Origin of the sequence: Cyclonatronum proteinivorum, assembly GCF_003353065.1 — a bacterium.
Classification (GTDB): Bacteria; Bacteroidota; Rhodothermia; order Balneolales; family Cyclonatronaceae; genus Cyclonatronum; species Cyclonatronum proteinivorum.
The window spans coordinates 360,001-380,193 of the sequence record NZ_CP027806.1 but is presented as its reverse complement, the minus strand read 5'-3'; the positions used below and the strand labels follow the sequence as shown (position 1 = coordinate 380,193).

The 20,193-nt window shown below is 53.2% G+C and carries 16 protein-coding genes; 8 read left to right on the top strand and 8 right to left on the bottom strand.

The window, feature by feature from the left end:
- Nucleotides 1-40: 40 nt before the first annotated feature.
- Together CYPRO_RS01360 and CYPRO_RS01355 are read right to left on the bottom strand one after the other, a co-directional pair.
- Nucleotides 41-1,732 (bottom strand): hypothetical protein, encoded by a 1,692-nt coding sequence (locus CYPRO_RS01360; protein ID WP_124245477.1) that lies wholly within the window; start codon nt 1,730-1,732, stop codon nt 41-43.
- Nucleotides 1,733-1,945: 213 nt separating this feature from the next.
- A complete protein-coding gene (locus CYPRO_RS01355; RefSeq protein ID WP_114982829.1) occupies nt 1,946-2,458 on the bottom strand; it encodes a DUF1648 domain-containing protein in 513 nt (170 codons plus the stop codon).
- A gap of 260 nt (nt 2,459-2,718) precedes the next feature.
- Between CYPRO_RS01355 and CYPRO_RS01350 the strand changes: the two genes are divergently transcribed.
- The 3 genes from CYPRO_RS01350 to CYPRO_RS01340 all read left to right on the top strand — a co-directional run bounded on the left by CYPRO_RS01350 (nt 2,719) and on the right by CYPRO_RS01340 (nt 5,631).
- Nucleotides 2,719-4,176 (top strand): aminotransferase class V-fold PLP-dependent enzyme, encoded by a 1,458-nt coding sequence (locus CYPRO_RS01350; protein ID WP_114982827.1) that lies wholly within the window; start codon nt 2,719-2,721, stop codon nt 4,174-4,176.
- Nucleotides 4,177-4,198: 22 nt separating this feature from the next.
- Nucleotides 4,199-4,738, top strand: coding sequence for an alpha/beta hydrolase (locus CYPRO_RS01345; RefSeq protein ID WP_114982826.1), 540 nt, complete (start codon nt 4,199-4,201; stop codon nt 4,736-4,738).
- Nucleotides 4,739-4,824: 86 nt separating this feature from the next.
- Entirely contained in the window at nt 4,825-5,631 is an 807-nt protein-coding gene (locus CYPRO_RS01340; protein WP_240644803.1) for a ThuA domain-containing protein, read from the top strand.
- A 205-nt stretch (nt 5,632-5,836) separates the two neighbouring features.
- Here CYPRO_RS01340 and CYPRO_RS01335 read toward each other — a convergent pair whose 3' ends face one another.
- Nucleotides 5,837-6,379 carry an HD domain-containing protein gene (locus tag CYPRO_RS01335; RefSeq protein ID WP_114982824.1) on the bottom strand — a complete coding sequence of 181 codons (543 nt, stop codon included), beginning with the start codon at nt 6,377-6,379 and terminating at the stop codon, nt 5,837-5,839.
- Between the two features lie 457 nt (nt 6,380-6,836).
- Between CYPRO_RS01335 and CYPRO_RS01330 the strand changes: the two genes are divergently transcribed.
- Nucleotides 6,837-8,612: a PAS domain S-box protein gene (locus CYPRO_RS01330; RefSeq protein WP_114982822.1), complete on the top strand. Its 1,776-nt coding sequence runs from the start codon at nt 6,837-6,839 to the stop codon at nt 8,610-8,612.
- Between the two features lie 8 nt (nt 8,613-8,620).
- Here CYPRO_RS01330 and CYPRO_RS01325 read toward each other — a convergent pair whose 3' ends face one another.
- Together CYPRO_RS01325 and scpA are read right to left on the bottom strand one after the other, a co-directional pair.
- A complete protein-coding gene (locus CYPRO_RS01325; protein WP_114982820.1) occupies nt 8,621-9,223 on the bottom strand; it encodes a class I SAM-dependent methyltransferase in 603 nt (200 codons plus the stop codon).
- Nucleotides 9,224-9,648: 425 nt separating this feature from the next.
- Nucleotides 9,649-11,808 (bottom strand): methylmalonyl-CoA mutase, encoded by a 2,160-nt coding sequence (gene scpA, locus CYPRO_RS01320; RefSeq protein ID WP_114985652.1) that lies wholly within the window; start codon nt 11,806-11,808, stop codon nt 9,649-9,651.
- A gap of 446 nt (nt 11,809-12,254) precedes the next feature.
- On the opposite strand from scpA, the gene CYPRO_RS01315 reads away from it, so the two are divergent.
- Nucleotides 12,255-13,199: a ring-cleaving dioxygenase gene (locus CYPRO_RS01315; protein ID WP_114982818.1), complete on the top strand. Its 945-nt coding sequence runs from the start codon at nt 12,255-12,257 to the stop codon at nt 13,197-13,199.
- A 188-nt stretch (nt 13,200-13,387) separates the two neighbouring features.
- Here the strand turns inward: CYPRO_RS01315 and CYPRO_RS01310 are convergent, their stop codons facing one another.
- Both CYPRO_RS01310 and CYPRO_RS01305 read right to left on the bottom strand, forming a co-directional pair.
- Nucleotides 13,388-14,389 carry a hypothetical protein gene (locus CYPRO_RS01310; RefSeq protein WP_114982817.1) on the bottom strand — a complete coding sequence of 334 codons (1,002 nt, stop codon included), beginning with the start codon at nt 14,387-14,389 and terminating at the stop codon, nt 13,388-13,390.
- A 227-nt stretch (nt 14,390-14,616) separates the two neighbouring features.
- Complete coding sequence (locus CYPRO_RS01305; RefSeq protein ID WP_124245475.1) at nt 14,617-15,159, bottom strand: RNA polymerase sigma factor; 543 nt, start codon at nt 15,157-15,159, stop codon at nt 14,617-14,619.
- A gap of 288 nt (nt 15,160-15,447) precedes the next feature.
- Here CYPRO_RS01305 and CYPRO_RS01300 point away from each other — a divergent pair, with 288 nt between their 5' ends.
- From CYPRO_RS01300 to CYPRO_RS01290, 3 genes are all read left to right on the top strand, one after another.
- Nucleotides 15,448-17,529, top strand: a complete 2,082-nt coding sequence (locus tag CYPRO_RS01300) for a M13 family metallopeptidase (protein WP_205730338.1) — start codon at nt 15,448-15,450, stop codon at nt 17,527-17,529.
- 799 nt (nt 17,530-18,328) lie between these two features.
- Nucleotides 18,329-18,859, top strand: coding sequence for a hypothetical protein (locus CYPRO_RS01295; protein ID WP_114982812.1), 531 nt, complete (start codon nt 18,329-18,331; stop codon nt 18,857-18,859).
- Nucleotides 18,860-19,006: 147 nt separating this feature from the next.
- The gene (locus CYPRO_RS01290; RefSeq protein WP_114982809.1) at nt 19,007-19,912 is read left to right on the top strand and encodes a hypothetical protein; all 906 of its coding nucleotides are present in this window, start codon (nt 19,007-19,009) and stop codon (nt 19,910-19,912) included.
- A gap of 3 nt (nt 19,913-19,915) precedes the next feature.
- Here the strand turns inward: CYPRO_RS01290 and CYPRO_RS01285 are convergent, their stop codons facing one another.
- Nucleotides 19,916-20,182 (bottom strand): polyhydroxyalkanoic acid system family protein, encoded by a 267-nt coding sequence (locus CYPRO_RS01285; RefSeq protein WP_114982807.1) that lies wholly within the window; start codon nt 20,180-20,182, stop codon nt 19,916-19,918.
- Nucleotides 20,183-20,193: the final 11 nt, after the last annotated feature.

Genomic DNA, 20,193 nt, shown 5'->3' with positions numbered 1-20,193 from the left:
TTAACAGCTGACCTTGCAGGTAAATTACTCATTGCCTGCATCAGGGTTCGGTGAAGTAAAACCAAACGGTGCCCATGTTGCGGAAGCGTTCGGGGATTTCGTTTTCGGTGAAGCTTGTGGTACCGGGGAGGCGGGTGCGCAGGCCGTTATGGGCCGGACTCAGCACGGCTTCAACGCGGCGGTTTACGGGGTTGATCACCGCAACATAACTCTGTGCAGCTTCAGGCATGTCGCCGCGGTTGCCGACGAGTAGCCGGCCTTCTTCCTGCAGCCTGTTAAGGTGTGTGATTAGCTGATCGCCAATGCGGATACGGAGCAACTCATCAAGCACCGATGTTACGGCTGCGTCTGCGGCAGACGGGCTTTCAGACGGGGGGGTGTCTGAAGCCCGCCAGGGGTTCCGTGTTGAAGTTTGGGTATCGCGCAACCCGGGGCGGGGCTGCTGCCGTCCTGAAACGGCCGTTATGCGACCGCTTCGATGTATGCTTTTCTGCACGCTGAGCTGTTCATTGTTATTAAGGCGCAGGCTGACTTCCGCCACATCTGAGCCCGGCTGAAAAGTCACAACCGGTGTTGTTTCTGAAGTACTGCGACCGTCTATGTTCCACCGCAGGTTGAAAACGCTCAGGTTGGGCGTGTGCGGAATGAGGCGTACCCTTCCGCCGCTCAGGGCCACGGTTTCAATATCAATGGGAAGGGCCGGGCGCCAGTCAACAGAAACACTTCGCCGGCTCACCGGGCGGATGCGCTCCAGCACAAGTGCGGCTTCTTCATTCATGCCGCTGCCCGCTGATGGCATCAGCCGAAGCGTTAGGGTTTCACGGGCATTGCTTCGCGGCTGATCCACATAAACTGACGTAAAGCCCCCGGCGACTGTATGCAGTGCGGTGTCGCGCCGGTCGAGAGCGGCTTCAATCAGCTCAGCGGGCTGATTGCCAAAGCGAATTTCCAGATCGAGATACATTTCGATGTTTTCGCCTGCGCTTTGGTTGCGCACGTCACGCACGCTGATATCTGCGGCATTTAACCAGTGCAGGATACGCTCCCGGCTGATGAAGCCTGCTTCGACCTGATTATCCGAATCCGGACCAGTTGCTGAAGCACTGACAAAAACAGGCTCCGGAAAAAAGCTTGCGGCAGCGAGCACATCCATCCAAATGGCCATCGCACCGTTGATATTGCCCAGACTTTCCATGGTTTGCGCCTGCGAAAGGGCTGTACGTATACGACCGGCTTCGATGTCGAGGGTTCGTGCGAAATCTTCCCGGCTGATGTAGGCCGTTGTGCGCCAGCTGCCGTCGCGCCGCTGCACTTCGATGTGTCCGGCGCCACGCAGCTCCATGCGGCTGATGCTGCGGTTACGCATCATTACTTCAGAGCGAAACGCTTCATCGTTTTCACTGACCCGCACTTCCGATTCCGAAGTGACAAAAACGACAATCCGCTCAATCAGATCCTGCCGCGCAAGGCTTAGGGCCTGTTCCCGGTTTTCGTGAAAAGCCTCCCCCCAATGATAATTGCCGCTTTGCTTGATTTCGAGGATTCGTTCTGTTTGTCCGGCGGACTGCGCTACGACTGATACCGCGGGTACGAGCTGCAAAGCCATCACCCCCAAACACCACAAAAAAAGAAAAGCCCACCGGCTGATAAGTACTGCCGGACGGGCTGATAAAGGGAGTTCCGGCGGAACCGTCTTGCCGGAGACAGCGGAGCAAACAGAAACGGGCTTCATTGAAAAGGGCGGATTTGCATCGGTCATCAGCGTGCACACAGAACAACAGATGAAATCAATTAAAAAGTGATCGGGAACGGAAGTCAGCCTTCCGAAAAAAATGTATCAAACATGAAAAAACGCCCGCAGGCGTAAAATTTTCACCCTTTATGATACGGAAATCAGCTTCAAACTGCAAAAGCTTAGGCGCTCGAAACAGCTCCCCAAAACCACTCAGTGCCTGTTTTTGTGGATGCGGTCGTAGATCAGGTAATAGCCGATTACTCCGAACAGCGAGACCATGAGAAAGTACATCACGAAGCTGTTCAGTCCGGTTGTAAAGCCAAGTCCGGTAGAGATGACGCTGAAGCTCACGAAGCCGAAAATCAGGGCGCAGATCAGGTTGATCCAGCGGATCATACGGGTGGCCTTGCGGTACTCGTGTTCGGCGTTTTCTTCGGTGATGGTCACCGTGTAATTAAAAGTATGCGGGGCTTTATTCAGGAAGTACAGCATTATGAAGGTCAAAGAGCCGAATAAAGGGAGTATGAGCAAGAGGTAGCGCGAGCCGGTTGCAGTAACTTCTCCCGAGAGGTTGAAATGCTGCGGCACCTGCTCGGGCAGCACGCTGATGGAAATCAGCACCATGAGCGAGTAGGTTACGGTAATGATTAGGCCGAGACGGTCGAGGAGCTGGTCGAAAGGTTCGGGGCTGAGCTTAAGCTTGGGCGGTTTGGAGCGGGTCATGCAGGAAGGTCAGGTTTGGAGGCATGGGTTTTGGTTAAAAATATGGACACAGTAACGAAAACAGGGCATTTAGGTTTTACTTGATTGAGGCAGGAGCCTGCTAATGTGCGGTACTCAAAGGTACGTGGGCTTTTACAGGGCTTTGCAAATGCAGGGCATAGGTGTATCTTCCGCTAAAGATACTGAAACCGCAAAACCCTGCGCACAGCACCGGGCGGAATCAGGCAAAACTATGCAATCATCTAACACCATCCGGAACCATGCAAGACCCCACGACAGCTCCCGAAACCGTACAAGCAACAGCCACAACAGCCGGCCTGCCGCTGCCCGATGAATCCTTTTTCGAGACCATCCGGCACACCGAATACGCTAATCTCGATGCCGGTGGACATACCTATCTCGATTTTACGGGGGGCAACCTGAATCCGCGCGGCCTGATCGAAGCGCACCATAAAATGCTGCTTGAGTCCGTGCTCGGCAATCCGCATTCCACCAATCCGACTTCGCAATTGGCAACGCAGCTTGTGGAAGATACCCGGCGAAAAATTCTGTCCTTCTTCAAGGCGAGTGACGACTACTACTGCATTTTTACCACCAACGCGACCGCCGCGCTGAAGCTTGTGGGGGAAAGCTACCCTTTCAGCGAACAAAGCACGCTGCTGATGCTCAGCGACAATCACAACTCGGTGAACGGTATCCGTGAGTTTGTGAAGCGCCGCAACGGTCGCACCTTGTATGCGCCGCTCAACATGGAAGACCTGCAAATCAACGAGGAGCGGCTTGAAGAGCTGTTGGAGGAAGGCCGGAGCGAGGGGCCAAATTTGTTCGCTTTCCCCGCGCAGAGCAATGTGTCGGGCGTGCAGCATTCGCTGGAGTGGATTGCGCGGGCGCAGGCACTGGGCTACGATGTGCTGCTCGACGGCGCTGCTTTTGTGCCGACTTCCCGGCTCGACCTGAGCAAATGGAAGCCCGATTTCGTGTCGGTATCCTTTTACAAGATGTTCGGCTTTCCTACGGGTATCGGCTGTCTGCTGCTGAAAAAGAGCGCGTTTGCAAAGCTGCGGAAAAGCTGGTTTGCCGGCGGCACCGTGACCCTTGTTTCCGTTGCTGAGCAAAAAGAGCACCTGGCCGACGGGCACGAGCGCTTCGAAGACGGCACCCTGAACTACAATATGATTCCATCGGTCGCGCACGGACTCGCCTATCTCGAAAACATCGGCATGGAGCGGATTTCGGCCCGGGTGAAATCCATGGCCGGATGGCTGGCCGGGCAGCTTCGGGCTATCCGGCACGATAACGGCAAACCGGTCATGCGGCTGTTTGGACCCGAAACGTTCGAAAACCGCGGGGGAAGTCTCGTGCTCACGTTCTTCGATCGCGAAGGAAAACTGTACCCGTTTCAGGAGGTGGAAGGGCTGGCGAATGAGCGCAAAATCTCGATACGGTCCGGCTGTTTCTGCAATCCGGGGATTGACGAGATCAACTCCTGCGTCTCAACCGAGGAAATTGCACGCTATTTCGCGAGCCGCGACCGGCACTCCCTGCCTGATATGGTGAAGTATCTGGGCCGTATGCGGGGCGCAACCCGCGTTTCGGTTGGGATTGCCAATGTGCAGAAGGACCTTGACACCTTCGTGGCATTTGTGCAGTCGCTGCGCAACAAAACCATAGCCGAAGCCCTGCGCCGTACCGAGATTAAGGCCATTAGTCACTGCTAAAACCCAGCACAGGGAACACGGCATGCACGTATTTTTTTCTCACGGGAAGGAGAGCGGGCCCAATGGTCTGAAAATCCAACAGCTTCGGGCGGAACTCGAAAAGCGCGGCATTGGCGCTGAGAGCCTGGACTACACCGATACGTTCGATCCGGCTGTACGGGCGGCCCGATTGATAGGCAGGGTTCGGGACTTTGCCGCCGAACATCCGGACACGCCCTGGCTTCTGGTCGGTTCAAGCATGGGCGGCGCGGTGAGTCTGCTTGCGGCCCGCGAACTTGCGGAGGAGCTGCGGCCGTCCGGCATCTTTCTGATGGCTCCTGCCGTGTTCATGCCCGGTTACGAGACCGAGCCGCTGCCGGATTTGCGCTGTCCCGTAAGCCTGATACACGGTTGGCAGGATGAAATCATCCCACCGGAAAATGCCATCCGTTTCGCGCATCATTTTCAGGAACGGCTACGGCTGATGTTGCTCCCGGCAGGTCACACGCTCAACGAGGTGCTGCCGGACGTAAACCGGTTTTTTGAGATTTTCCTGGAGGATGTGTCCCGAAGCCTGCGCTGAGTTTTCCGGCCTGAAACGCAGCACGGGCTGTGGCTTTGCTTTACCTCTCTTTTCACCTTTCATCCTAATCCTAACTGACGATTGCCATGAAATGCTTTGAAATGACCTGCGCAAGCCTTTTGCCGTTCCTGCTTTTCGCCCTTGGGTTTGCCCTGACTGCTTGTGGCGGCGACGCTCAAGATCAGCAATCAGACTACAGCGGGCCTACGCAACTTGAGGTTGAAGGCGCAACGGACCGGCTGCTGGTTTACACGAAAACAAGCGGCTGGCGTCATGATTCGATTGAGGCGGGTGTTGAGGCCGTCAAGCGGCTGGGTTCCGACAACGGCTTCAGCGTGAAGCACACGGAAGACCCGGCTTATTTTTCGCCGGATAACCTGAGCCGCTATCAGGCGGTGCTATTTCTGAACACGACAGAAGATGTTTTTTCAAGAGATGATCAGCGTCAGGCATTTAAGGCTTTCATCCAAAACGGCGGCGGATTTGCCGGGGTGCATTCCGCTACGGACACCGAGTACGAGTGGCCGTGGTTCGGGGAGCTGGTGGGTGCGCGGTTTAGCAATCATCCCAATAACCCGAATGTGAGGCAGGCTGTACTTGAGGTGGTCAACAGGAATCATCCGGCAACCCGCCCTTTGCCGGAGCGCTGGGAGCGGGAAGATGAGTGGTACAACTTCAGCTTTATCAGCGGAGCGACCCAGGTGCTGTTGCGGCTCGATACGGACAGCTATGAGGGCAGCGATCACCCCGGGAATCACCCGATCGCGTGGTATCACGACTTCGACGGTGGGCGGGCTTTTTATACGGGGCTGGGGCACACCAAAGAATCCTTTGAAGAGCCGCTGTTTCTTGATCACCTGCTGGGCGGCATTTTGTACGCTTTGGGTCGGTAGCTTTCCCGGATTTCATGTTTGAGGCCTTACGGATGGCATGTTATGGATACCGGCATGCGGCTGACATCCGCAGGGCTGACACGGGCACCAAAAAGCAAGGGACCCATCTTAGGCTTGGGATCTTTCAAACTACCCCGTACCCCCTGATGTTCACGGGGTTTTCCCAAAAAAATAAAAAAGCCGGAAATGGCGAGGCTGCCAGAGGTTAGGGGTTGCTTTCGAATACTTCCGCGAGGAACAGGATGTGCGTGGCCAGTTCGGTTTGGATGAGCTCCGCGCCCTGCCGGATGTCGTCGCGGCTGACGTTTGCGGCAAAACGTTTGTCCTTCATCTTTTTGGTGACCGATTTGGCCTTCATGCCGGAAAAGCCTTCGGGGCGCATGAGGGAGACGGCGTGCATGAAACCGCTGAGCTCGTCGCAGGCAAAGAGGTAGCGCTCGATTTCGGTCTCGGGCTGCTTGCCGGTGCGTTCCGGGGCGTGTGCGCGGATGGCTTCGGTTACGGACTCCGGCAAGTCGTATTGGGGAAAAACTTCGGTCAGGGCATAGTTGGGATGGGCATCGGGGTGTTTCTCCCAGTCGAGGTCGTGCAACAGGCCGGCGAGGAACCATTCGTGGGTTTGCTGCTCGTTTTTGCCCAGCTTTTGGGCGTAGGCGGTCATGGCGGCAGCTACCATGCGGCAGTGATGGCGCAGGTTTTCGTTTTCGATGAAGCTTTCGAGCAAGTTTTCGGCTTCTGATTTGGTCATGGGCTCAGCGGTTTTTTCAGATGAGTGGGTTTTTGTGTGATGAGGCGTACGTAAACCGAAAATAACAGCGATGCCGCAGATTGCGAAATCCGGATTTGCAGCTTAGCCATGTTAATAAAGTCAAAATATGCCGTATTTTAACCCGCATTATTCACAGTTAAACAGGATTTATTTGCTAAGTATGAGTTACATTAGGCTTAGCTAAAAAAAACCGGTAGCCCAAATTTGAGTGTGGTGTAAAGACTGCGAAATTTCCCCGCTGGCGGCGTTGAATCTGAAAACTCATGCTCAGGGTACTTAGGTACCCTTCCGCTCAGTTTTCAGATTCGCCTTGCCAGCAAGAAAATTTCTTGGTGAATAATGCGGGTTAGGAATGATTCCTTCATGCTGAGACCCAAACAAACAAGCCTGACTGGGTTCCCTTTTTTATTGATTTGATTTGATTTGACTTGCTGTAATGCTTCCCCCTTATCTCAAAAATTCACTTGTTTCAGCGGCCGCTGTTATCACGCCTGATGGCGATCTGAAGGCTTATAATCCCGCTTTCAAAAAGCTGATGGGGGATATGCCGGAATATCCTTCGCTTTTTGGCCTGATTCAGTCCGGCTCGCATGGCAGCCTGAGGCGTTTATGCGCACATGCTGCGCAGCCGGATTGTCCCGCGGGCGGGAAGGTACCCAAAGCCGTTTTTGGGCTGCGCACGCTGTTTACAACAGCCGGAAATCCGGTCGAGGCCGAAGTTTTGTATTTCGGGGACAAAAGTGGTGATGAGGGGCTTTTACTTGCTTTGTTTGTGCCGGTTGTGCAAAACAGCGTGCTTCCGAAGAGCGCGCCGACCGACAGTAGCCTGCAGCGGGATTATCTTGCTTCCATTATTGCGGCCATTCCTGATATGCTGCTGATTGCTGACCTGAACGGCAATATTATGGAGTGGGGACACGCGGAGGATGGCAAACAGGGTTTTGTGCCCGCGGCAGGTTTTGAAGAAAGTGCCCTGCAGGGTCTGCTGCCTGCGCGGGTTCGGGTTGCTTTCCGTACCGCTCTCCGGCAGCTCTCTCAGGGGGAGTCTGCCCGCCGCGTGGAGTACCGTCTTGCGGGCAGCGGGCAGGACAACTGGTTTGAGGCCAATCTCGCACCGCTTGATGCAGAAAAGGTGGTTATTCTGAACCGTGATATCACCAAACGAAAAGAAACAGAGGATAAAATCCGGCTTCAGGAAGGCATGCTGCGCGCCATTTATGACAGTGCCGATCAGGCGGTAACTTTCATAGATAAGGAGCTTAGGGTGCTGTTTTTCAACAAGGTGGCCGAGACTTTGGTGAAACAGGTTTTTGGGAAACCCCAACAGACCGGTTTGCCGGCACTCTCGTATATCCTGCCGGGTGAAGTCAGCGAATTTGAACAGCATTACAGGCGCGCACTGCTTGGTGAAACGGCCTATTTTGAGAAGGATTATCGGGGCAAGTGGTGGCGCTATTTTATTTATCCGGTGTATGATAAGGCTGGAAACATCAGCGGTATCGCGCAAAATGTTGCTGATATAACCGACCGAAAATCCCGCGAAATTGAGCTGCGCGAAAACAAGGAGCGTCTCAACAAAACCATCGAAGCCATCCCGCACCCGCTGTTGATTGCCGACGATCGTTTTCAGATCTCGTATGTGAATGAACAGTTTGAAAACGTGCTGGGATTTTCAGAGGCGGAGGCGACGGTCCTGAAACTTGACGCGCTGATTCCTGAGGCGCAGCGCGCTTCCTATGCCGAAGACCTGATCCGCTATTTTGGTCAGCACCGCACAGACCCGGCTTCTGCCAGCGATGCTTCCCTTATAAACGAACGGTTTACAGAGATCAATAAAGCGGACGGGCAGACCCTGATGATGAGTTGCAGCTACAATGTTTTCATCAATTCCGGAAAGCTGTACACCATCATTATTTTGCAGGATGTATCTGAGCTTAAGCGGCGTCAGGATATCATCCTGCGGCAGAATATGTTTTTGCGTAAAATAGCCTGGCAGCAATCCCATGGGGTAAGGCGCCCGATCGCCAACATTCTGGCTATCAGCAACATGATTCAGACGGATGAGGAAATGACGCCGGAAGAACTTCAACAGTACCTTGGTCATCTCAGCGATGAGGTCGGGAAGCTTGATGAGATCGTGAAGAATATTGTTACCGAGACCAATCAGCTTGAGCGTAGCGGAAAGGATGAGACCCGAACAGCTGACAGCTGAGGCTTACGCTATGGCGTCGGCTTTTGCGCAACTATCCGTATAACGACTGCTTCACCCTGATGAAAGCGGCCTTCGTTCAGGACGGTTTCCGTTTGGACGAGTTCGTGATGGTGAAGGCCTTCGGTCCATTGCGCAATTTGCTCAGGCGTGTATAGGAGCTCGGGCGACTGTGGTCCGCCGGAGTTGCGTCCCAGTTGTGCGGCTGCATACAGCTCGGCTATGAGGGTGCCGCCGGGTTTGAGGCTTTGGGTAATTTTGGCAAAAGCGCGCTCCATGAACAAGGCGGGCACATGGAAAAAAATAACCGCTGCTGCGTCGAAACTTTCAGGCTCGGGCGTAACTTTGTGAAACGACTCTACCTGATACGCAATTTGTACGCCCTGTTTTCTGGCAAGCTGCATGGCCTTGCGCCGGCCTGTAGTGCTGAAATCAATGGCTGTGACCTGCCAGCCCTGCTGTGCGGCCCAAACGGCATTGCGGCCTTCCCCTTCACCGGGCAGCAATATCCTGCCGGGGCTGAGAGTTGCAAGTTTTTCTTTAAAAAAGACATTGGGTTCCGTTCCGTAGGCATACTCAGGAAGTCGGTAGCGTTCGTCCCAGAAATGTTTCATAGAAATAAAGCGGCCTGAATTGTGCCGTGATTTAGCTTTTGATGAAGTTTTAGGTGCGGATCCTAAAGTTACGTAGCACAGACATTATTGGCTGTATTATCCCGCATTATTCACGGCGAGATGATTATTTTTTGCAAACCGTTAATTACGCTGTCCTTACACAACACCGCTGCTCATGCGGATGCAGAGAAAACGCAGCGTACGTCAACATTCTCCCGTTTGCAGCGCTGTTGCCTGCAACGCACGCGGCATACCTTTTTGGAATATGCCGGAGCACACTGCCCCATTCTGCCGGTTATATTTTCGTTTTGCGTCAGGGTAGTTTTCTGCTGAAGTTTCCTTTTGATGAGGTCTCCAATCGCAAAAAGGCCGAAGGGTTTGCCTGCGGCCTTTTTGGACTAAGTCAATGCGCAAAAACGGATGCTTCAGGCCATTTTTTGGGCTGAGCTTTCAATGGCCTGCAGGACTTCCAGGGCGGCATTAGGAATATGCGTGCCAGGTCCGAAAACGGCTGCAACCCCCTGTTCCCGGAGCCAGTCGAAATCCTTGGGCGGAATTACGCCACCGGCAATCACAACAATGTCGCCGGCGTCCTGCTTTTTCAGCTCGCTGATGAGCTTCGGAATCAGGGTTTTGTGCCCGGCGGCAAGGCTTGATACGCCCACAACGTGCACATCGTTTTCAACCGCCATTTTCGCGGCTTCTTCCGGTGTGGAAAACAAGGGTCCCATGTCCACATCAAAACCGATATCGGCAAAAGCGGTAGCGACAACTTTCGCACCGCGGTCGTGACCGTCCTGCCCCATTTTTACGACCAGCATGCGGGGACGGCGACCTTCCTGTCCGGCGAAAGCTTCAATTGCTTTTTTGATTTTGGTATAGGAGTCGTCGGCTTTGTAGGCACTTTCGTACACGCCCGAAATGGTTTGCGCGGTAGCGTTGTGGCGGCCCCATACTTTTTCAAGGGCTTCGGAAATTTCACCTACCGTGCAGCGGACGCGCGCGGCTTCAATAGAAGCTTCGAGAAGGTTGATGTCCGGATTCGTAGCGGCTTCGCGCAGCTTGTTCAGGGCAGCTTCGACCTTGCCGTTGTCGCGGGCGGCCTTCACTTTTTCAAGCCGCTCGATCTGCTTCCGGCGGACCTCGGTGTTGTCGATATCAAGCACCTCGATGTCATCCTCCTTTGCGAGCCGGTACTTGTTTACCCCTACAATAGTGACGTCCCCCTTATCGATGCCCGCCTGCTTGATGGCAGCGGCTTCTTCGATGCGCATTTTGGGCATGCCGCTTTCGATAGCTTTGGCCATGCCGCCCAGTTCGGTGACTTCGTCGATGATGGCACGGGCCTTTTCGACCAGCTCCATGGTGAGAGACTCCACCGCATAGGATCCGGCGAACGGATCGACGGTTTTGGTGATATCGGTTTCCTCAGAGATGATCAGCTGTGTGTTTCGGGCGATGCGCGCAGCGGTATCGGTCGGTAGCGAAAGGGCTTCGTCGTAAGAGTTGGTGTGCAGACTTTGGGTCCCACCGAGCACGGCGGCCATGGCTTCAATGGTTGTGCGCACAACATTGTTGAGCGGATCCTGCGCCGTAAGGCTCCAGCCGGAAGTCTGACAGTGCGTCCGCAGCATAAGCGACTTCGGATTTTTCGGACTGTAGCGCTTCTTCATCATTTCGGCCCAGAGTGTGCGGGCGGCGCGAAGCTTGGCGACTTCCATGAGAAAGTTCATGCCAATGGCGAAGAAAAAGGAGAGTCGCGGCGCGAAGTCATCGACATCAAGTCCGGCTGTTTGGGCGGCTTCTACATATTCGAGACCGTCGGCAATGGTGAAGGCGAGCTCGAGCACGCTGTTCGCACCGGCTTCCTGCATGTGATAGCCTGAAATGGAAATCGAATTGTAGCGCGGCATGTACCGGCTCGTGTGCGCAATAATATCCGAAACAATCCGCATAGAAGGCTGCGGGGGATAGATGTAGGTGTTGCGCACCATGAACTCCTTCAGGATGTCGTTCTGAATGGTGCCGCTGAGCTGTTCCTGTGTCACGCCCTGCTCCTCCGCTGCTACAATATAGCTTGCAAGCACCGGCAGCACGGCGCCGTTCATGGTCATGGAAACCGACATCTTGTCGAGCGGAATGCCGTCGAACAGGATTTTCATGTCTTCGACCGAGTCGATGGCGACCCCAGCTTTTCCGACATCGCCCTCTACCCTTGGGTGATCGGAATCATACCCGCGGTGCGTTGCAAGGTCGAAGGCCACGCTCAAACCGCGCTGTCCCGCAGCAAGTGCTTTGCGGTAGAAAGCGTTAGACTCTTCTGCAGTTGAGAAGCCCGCATACTGCCGGATGGTCCAGGGTCGCTGTGTGTACATGGTCGGATACGGTCCACGGGTGAAGGGCTCTTGCCCGGGCAGGCTGTCTTTCCAGGGAAGGGCTGAAAGATCTTCCGAAGTGTAAATAGGCTTCATGGTGATGCCTTCGGGCGTTTCATAAAACAGGCTTTCAAGCGGTGCGCCTTTCAAAAATTTCTCAGCTTGTGTTTTCCACTTAGCGAACAGAGGCGAATCAGGTACAGGACTCATAAACATCAGTATTTTAATAGTACAGGAACAGCTTAAGCTTGTACTTTGCCGTAAGCAAAATCCAAACCGCTACTTTTGAATAATAATATGAGATCAAAGTACAAAAAAAGGCGGAATAATATATTGATAGCAAGCGCCTTTGCGGCCGGAGGACAACACTATTTTTTGCCACATGGTAATCAGATATGCTTACCAATGCAGGTTAGGTTTGGTCGCTCATGAGCTGTCGCCCAACCCCTGATGTTCCCGGTGTTTCCCCCTAAATAAAATACCAGCCATTACGACCGTGCAGTGCGGTGTAGGATGATGGTGTACTTGCCAGCTTCCTCCATCACCTTAACTCCTGAATAACAGTTGTTTGCAAAATTATTTGTTTAAACAAACGTTTTTTGGGCGGCCATCGTTAGCTCGGGAAATATATAAACACAAATCCAATAAGACTCATCATGAAAGCGAACGTACACGGATTACATCATATCACGGCTATTGCCGGTGACCCTCAGGAAAATCTTGATTTTTACACGAAAGTGATGGGACTTCGTCTGGTTAAAAAAAGCATTAATCAGGATGCACCCGATACGTATCATCTGTTTTTTGCTGACAGGGACGGGAATCCCGGTACTGACCTCACTTTTTTCCCCTGGCCTGCCATGGGGCCAGCAAAAACCGGCGCAGGAATGGCAAATGAAGTTATTTTCGCCATTCCTAACGGTTCAATGCCGTACTGGCAGGAGCGCCTGCAGGAACACGGAATATCAGTACGTGAAGAAGTGCGCTTCGGGGAACAGCACCTCGTTTTTTCCGATCCGCACGGATTGGGGCTTGCTTTAACTGAAAATGAGGATGCACGGGATTTCGCAGCATGGGAAAGAAGTCCGGTACCTGCGGCAAAACAGCTGCGCGGTATGCATAATGTGCGGTTTCAGGTACGTGAACTCAAATACACCGAAATGCTGCTCACCGAAGGGCTTGGCTACACACGAATCTCAGAAGATGACGGCTGGGTGCGTTTCGGGGTTGAAGGCGGCACTTCCGGTAAGCTGATCGAAGTACACGCGGACGCTTCCCTCGGTCTAGGGCGTTGGGGCACAGGAGGAATCCATCACCTTGCCTGGCGCGTGAAGGACTCAGAAGAAGAAATGACCATCCGCAACCGCGTGCTGCAATTCGGCCTGTCCCCTTCGCCACAGATCGACCGCTTTTGGTTTAAATCCGTGTACTTTAAAGAGCCGGGCGGCGTACTGTTTGAGCTGGCAACTGACGGCCCCGGGTTTGACCGGGATGAAGATCCCGATAAGCTGGGCGAGACCTTAATTCTGCCTCCCTGGTATGAGCCGAAGCGGGATTTGATTGAGGCAGGTTTACCACCGCTCAAGTACGAGCTCAGCTAACCCGGACTGGTTATTTTTCGGGCTACTCCACGCCTAAGGCACGACAAAGATATTATCCCTGCAACTACAACAAAAAAGCCGGATACGGCGCTGTGCATATCAGCGATTACCGTATCCGGCTTTTTATTTCCAGAAAGGAAGCTATAGTGCGCTTTCAGACTGTCAGAACTGCATGCTAAGCTGTTACCTTAGTCTAAATCGACATCCTCCAGAAATTCATATCCGTCGAATGTTTCGAAATCGAAATCGCCGTCAACATGCTGAATGTATTCGTCGAGTAGGAAAGGACGGATGAGACTGAGAAATTCTGATGCGTCGTTTCCGAACTGACCCTGCTTTTCAGCTACAAGACGAAGCGGCCGGAGTGCCCGGAAAAGCAAACCTTGCTCTATATAAGCGTTAGCCATGAACCAGTTTGCCTTTTCACGCACGTACAGCTCCGTGTCATCAAAGCTCAGCGTACGCTGAAAGGATGTAACAGCGGCATCCCACCTTTCGAGATTGTACTCTGTTAAACCTTTATTGAGGTAAATCACCGAAACCCGCGGATCGTCGGGATAAAACTCAATCACTTCTTCATAGAGTTCGAGTGCCTCCTCGTAGCTTGCAGAAAAGGCAAGTAACAGGGAAAGGTCTATGATTTCTTCCAGCCGATCTGCCGGATCATCATTCCGGAAAGCATCAATGGGCTCATAGAAGAGGTAATCCGCATGGTGAGGCACGTCAAGGCGGTCAATCAGAGCCATACGTGCCTGCTCGCCGGTTTGGGAGCTGACACTCAGCAGGTTGAGTCCCCATACCAGCAATAAGACCGCGGCTGCGGCTGCAATCCAGCTCAGATACGGCTTAATCTTATGCATTGAGGGCTGGGACTGTGGTTTTTCAGAGCTGCTGAGAGTGGGTTTGGCACTGTACGGAACTGCTTCACTCTCAGCCTGAGACGAAGCTAAGGCATCATCAGCCTGAAGGGAAGCTTCTGCTTCTTGTAAAAGTTCTTCCAGTTTTGCGGGTTCTGTTGCGGCAAGGTGCCGCAGGTTGGCTTCAAGGTGAAGGTGATCCCGGAATTCCGGGTTTTCGATGAGAAAAACCCAAAAAGCTTCGGTCTCCTTCGCAGTCATTTTACCCGACAAATAGCGATCAATTTTCTTATGTGCAGTTTCAATCAATTTATTTTTGCTCTGATCTTTCATCTTACCTGGAATTAATAATCAAATATTGGATGGTACTCTCTCAAAATGTGTAACAGTACACTTTGTATGAAACCTGGCAGCCGATTCATTTTAAATGGTCTGGTAACTTTGCTCAATAAACTGGAAAAATAAACTTAAACGAGTAGTAGCTTGCTGATTAACTGGTAGGCTGCCTTTTCCTACGTACACCCTACAGAGTAACAACTCCCGAATTCCTTACACTTTTTCTAAATCTTTTTTTTCATGCACTCCATGAGCTTCTGATTAAGCCGGTGTTTGCGGGTCCAGATGTTGTTGACGCTGGTATTTAACTCACGTGCGAGACCTTCCGCTTTTTCGTCCGGATTTTTAAGCATATACAGCACAAGTTTCTGATAGCCCGCGCTAAGTTTTCCAATGCAGTAATACAAAATATCCTTCAGCTCTTTACTCACAAGCAGCTCGCCGGGATTTTCGAGCGGACTCTCAATCAGGTCATGATCCGGCAATTCTCCATTGCGCTTTTGGTCTTTATAGAGCCGGAAATATTCATTCCGTGCAGAAATAAGCATATACGCCGGCGGCTTATCCGGCGTAAGTTCCCCCGCTTTGGTTTTGCTGATCACCATGAGCAGCACATTTTGCGCACAATCTTCTGCATCCGCTTTTTTAACCTGAAAATGAATCATTAAAAAATCGGTCAATACCCGGGTTACCTCTTGGGCATAGCGGTTCATAGCAGCTTGGTCATCTTCCAGAATAGCTGTGATAAAACGGGAAAAATCATTCATTTTCATCAAAAATAAGTTTTCATATTAAAGGAATGAAGATTCAAATACGCCACGGTACTCACATTTTTTTAAAAACAGGCCTGTAAGCGCAAAACTTGGTAAGGTGGTTGAATGTAACGTGAATCACCGCTAATCTCAAAATGTTTGTCTGTCATCATCCGCAGCTAAACCAAGGGCTGCTTTTTTGTGATGTACGAACTTTTCATAATTTACACGCTTCTGTTTGATTTCAGACCAAATCAAAAAACCAATACTGTCAATAGTCCAACCGTCTTATACCATTTCCTTATGATTCGACCCTTAATCAGCTTCCTCCTCTTCGCGCTGCTGTTTTCACCTCTGGTAGCAGCACAACCCGCGGTGCCTGTCTCAGACACAGGGGAGCGTGAAACGCGTACAGCCTCAAAAAGCGACCGGGAGCTTTCTTCCGGCATTTACACGCATTTTATGGATACCTCGGTACATCCGGGTGATGACTTCTATCAGTTTGTGAACGGCCTTTGGCTGGAGCAGACGGAGATTCCCGGCGACCGCGCCCGATGGGGCAGCTTCGATGAGCTGCGCGAAATTGCTGACGGTCACGTACTCGAAATCATCCGCGAAGCCGCCGAAGCTCAGGCACCGCACGGCAGTGATCAGCAGAAAATTGGGGATATGTTCCGTGCCTTCATGAACACCGATCTGCTCGAACAACTCCGGCTTGAGCCCCTTTCGCCTCAGCTTGCACAGATTGACGAATTAGAATCTCATGCCGATCTCGCCGGACTCTGGGGCTACTTTCAGCGCTACCGCGCAGGCATCCCCATATCGCTGTTTGTGGGGCAGGATCCGCAGCAAAGCGACCGGTACATCACTTCCGGGAGTCAGTCAGGACTCGGGCTGCCCGACCGCGATTTTTACCTGAACGATGATGACCGCTCCCTCGCCCTGCTCGAAGCCTACCGCACCTACATCCAAACCCTGTGGGAACTCGCCGGCTGGGACAACCCCGCGCAGGCCGCTGAAACCGTGATTCGTCTCGAAACCGGCATAGCGGAGCATCACTGGACCCGCGTCGAAAGCCGCGATCGCGTCGCTACCTACAACCTGATGACAACCACCGAACTCGCCGAAACGGCCCCGGGCCTCGACTGGCCGGTTTTCCTGGAAGCCGCAGGTCTCGCTGATATTGAAGAACTCGTTGTGCGTCAGCCATCCTACTTCACCGCTTTTGCTGCCATGCAGGCCGAAGTGCCTGTAAGCGACTGGCAGACCTACCTCCGGTTTCACCTGCTCCGCAGCAGCGCGCCCAACCTAAGCGCGGATTTCGATGATGCCCATTTCCGGTTTTACGGACAGGTGCTCAGCGGTCAGCAGGAGCAGCGTTCGCGGGAGCTGCGCGGCGTAGCGGCGACAGAAAGCGTGCTCGGCTTCATGGTGGGCCAAAAATATGTGGCGCAGCATTTTCCCCGCGAAGCAAGCGAGCGCATGGATGAAATGATTGACAACCTGCTCGTCGCCTTTGAGCAGTCCATCAAAGGCCTCACCTGGATGACCGACGCTACCAAAGAAGAAGCACTCGCCAAGCTTTCGACCTTCACCACGAAAATCGGCTACCCGGAAGTCTGGCGCGACTACGACTGTCTCGAAATCCACCCCGACGAGCTGATCGGCAATCTGCGCCGCTCCGCCGTCTGCGAGTACGAGCGCAACATCGAGCGCCTCGGTCAGCCCATCGACACCACCGAATGGGGCATGACTCCCCAAACCGTGAACGCCTACTACCGCGCCTCCCTCAACGAAATCGTGTTCCCTGCCGCCATCCTGCAACCGCCCTTCTTTGATGTGGAAGCCGAAGACGCCGTCAACTACGGTGCCATCGGTGCGGTAATCGGACACGAGATTTCGCACGGCTTCGACGATCAGGGGCGCCGCTCTGACGGCGAAGGCAACCTGCGCGACTGGTGGACCGAAGATGACGAAGACGCTTTCGGCAAACTCGCGCAGCGCATGATTGATTTCTACAGCAGCTTCAACCCCATCGACGATATGTTCATCAACGGCGCGCTTGCCCTGGGTGAGAACATCGCTGATCTTGGCGGCATGAACGTAGCCTGGCAGGCCTACCTGAATTCACTAAACGGGGCCGAGCCGCCGGTAATCGACGGCTTCACCGCACAGCAGCGCTTCCTCATCGGCTGGGGACAAATCTGGCGCACCAAGTTCACCGATGAAGCTCTGCGCCGTCAGCTCGTTACCGGCCCGCATTCCCCCGGCCGCTACCGCGTACTCGGCATTGTACCCAACCTCGATATTTTCTACGAAGCCTTTGATGTCACGCCCGATAATCAGATGTACAAGCCACAGGAAGAGCGCATTCTGATCTGGTAAATCCCGCGGTCAGGCGCCATAACAGCGCGTCTTATCTGGCGATTCAAAAAAGCGTCCGGTTGTGCAGCCATCGCACCGCCGGACGCTTTTTTATTTTTTGGGGGGAACTCCGAGAGCATCACGGTCTGCCGTAATAGCTCCGGCAATCCCAAATCGGTCTCATAATCCCTTGCTTTTTGTTGCAGACGCTTCATAATGGAATTCGAAGCAGGCAGCAATGATAGCACGGGGGATTTCTGAAACTTGCACTGAATATGTTTGGGGTTCAAGATTAAAAAGCCCTGAAAGGGCGATATACCAAAGCACAGGGTGCAACCCTGTGACCGTGATACCCACCAAAAAGAGCCCTGTAGGGGCGGCATAACTCAGATATAGGAACAGCCAACAAAATCAGAATGAAGCACCCAAGTTATGTCGCTCTTTCAGAGCTCTGATTATTTTGGGTCAATTTTCAACCCAAGGGTTGGCACCCTTGGCTAAGATATGCCGCCCCGTTGGGGCTTTTTTCATGTTGTTGATAAGCATTCAACACACATATTTTCAAGTTTTGTTGCCTTTTTTGATACATGGTAAATACTGCACGCACTTAAGATCGCTGTTTGAAAAGTATGATCTGATTGGCGCACCTCACACAAAACCACAGAACAAGCATGTGCACGCCCCCTTCCCCAAAAACAAACCTACCGTAAAGAAACTCCGACTCCCAGCCTCACTTTTGTTGCACGCTGTTTGCCGGGTTGGTGTATTTTTGGGGAAGAACTTTTCAGCCCGATAAAAACGAAATCCTCAGACCAGATTTATGAATCCACCCGAAACGACCGGGCAAAGCGCACCCCTCCTCATGCGGCTGCACAGCCCGGACCGAAACCGGCTCGAGTTGCTTGCCCTCATGCCCGCCGCCTCAGCACCTGATTCCGAAAGCCTGCGCGCCGTGCTTAAGACGCATTACCCCGCTGAAAACAAACTGCGTTTCGAAGAAGCAACCGATTCAGAAACCGCGCTTCGGTGGAGCGCTAAATCCCGGGTACACACATCCACGGGCAGCTTTAAGAGCAGGGATGGGCATCAGCTCGTTCGCTTTACGGAAGAAAGCCGGCTTTGGCGCCTTGCCGCTGCGCCGGGTTGGCTGTGCCTCGTTGCCGTCGCGGTGTACGGGTGGATGATGATTACGCAGCGCGAACCTGCCGCCCTGTTTGCCATCGTAATTTTTGCCGCCTTCGCCCTACTCTTCTTTCGTCAGCGGGATAAGCTGCAGGCCAAAAAAACAGAAGAAATCCGTGCACTCGTCCTGCAAATGATACCCGGAGAAACGGCTGCCTCAGACAGCTAAAAGAATACGATAACAGCTATCAACAGCACCTTTCCATTAATCCGGTAAAACCCCAAATCCTGTGTATCAAATGGAAAAGATGTCCGTATTTTACGCCCATCGCCTTTCCTGTGCAGGACTTATTGTACCCTAAGCAAACCTATCCCCATGTCCGACCGCCTTTTTTCCGAAGAAGAAGTTGCCAAAGTCATCCGCCGCGCTGCAGAACTCGAAGCCGCACGTTCCCGAAATGCAAAAGGCAGCTCAAATGCGGGACTCAGCGTGAAGGAGCTGGAAGAAATCGCCTCAGCATCCGGCCTCGATCCCGAACTTGTGCGTCAGGCCGCAACGGAGCTCGACAGCAGCGAAAGTACCCCTCATACCGCAAGCCCGGAAGGCAAAGCCATCATCGACGGCAACGAAATCTACGCGGAAAGCTGGATTGACGCCAATGCCGAGCCCGCCCTCATCGATCTCCTCATCACCGAGCTCAACCACAAGCACGGCACCTCGGAAGACGACGTAACCTGGTGGAACAACCTCACCGGCGATTACCCCGGCAAAGCCCGGGTGAAGCGCAACAAGCACGCCACAGAGTGGATTTACACCGATTCATGGCAGATGTCCACCACCCGCGTACTCTTCCAGGGCCGCAACGGACGCCTGCGCATCCGCGTGAGCAAACGCGACACCTACGGCGGCACCTGGGAAAACTATGGCAGCTATGCCTGGCTTTTTGCATTTGTGCTCCTGATTCCCGCCGGCATCTTCGGATATATTGGCACCGACTCCACAATGCTCACAGCGCTCATCATGACCACCGCTTTTATTCTGAGCTTTGGCGTAAGCCGCACCTATCTCACGAACCTGGTGTCAAAAGAAGAGCAAACAATAACGCGGATTATCACGGACCTAACGGCCTACGCGCGCGAGCTCGCCCCCGACTACCAAAAGCCAGCCTCCAAAACCACGGGCACCGAAAGCCGCCGCACCATCAAAATTGATGACGAAGAAATACTTCCCAGCGAATCGGTAGCCCAGAAAGCACAGCGCCTGCGCAATCAGCTCCGCTAAACCTCAGCCCAAATACTTGTTAAAATACTCTTCCACCCAGCCCTTCAGGGTGGATTCCGGCACGGGCAGGAAAAAGCTCTTCTTCAGATCAACCGTGATCTCATCGCCCGAATTGGCGATATAGCCGGATACGAGATTGCCGTTAAACCGCAGGGTTTCGCCCTCCCACTTATGGCCGATACCAAACTTCTTCTGCATATCGCCGGCAATACTATCAAGCGCTTCCCGGACTTCTTCCTTGCTTTTACTGTGCTTGCGCGTCAGTTTCATATTTTTTTGGA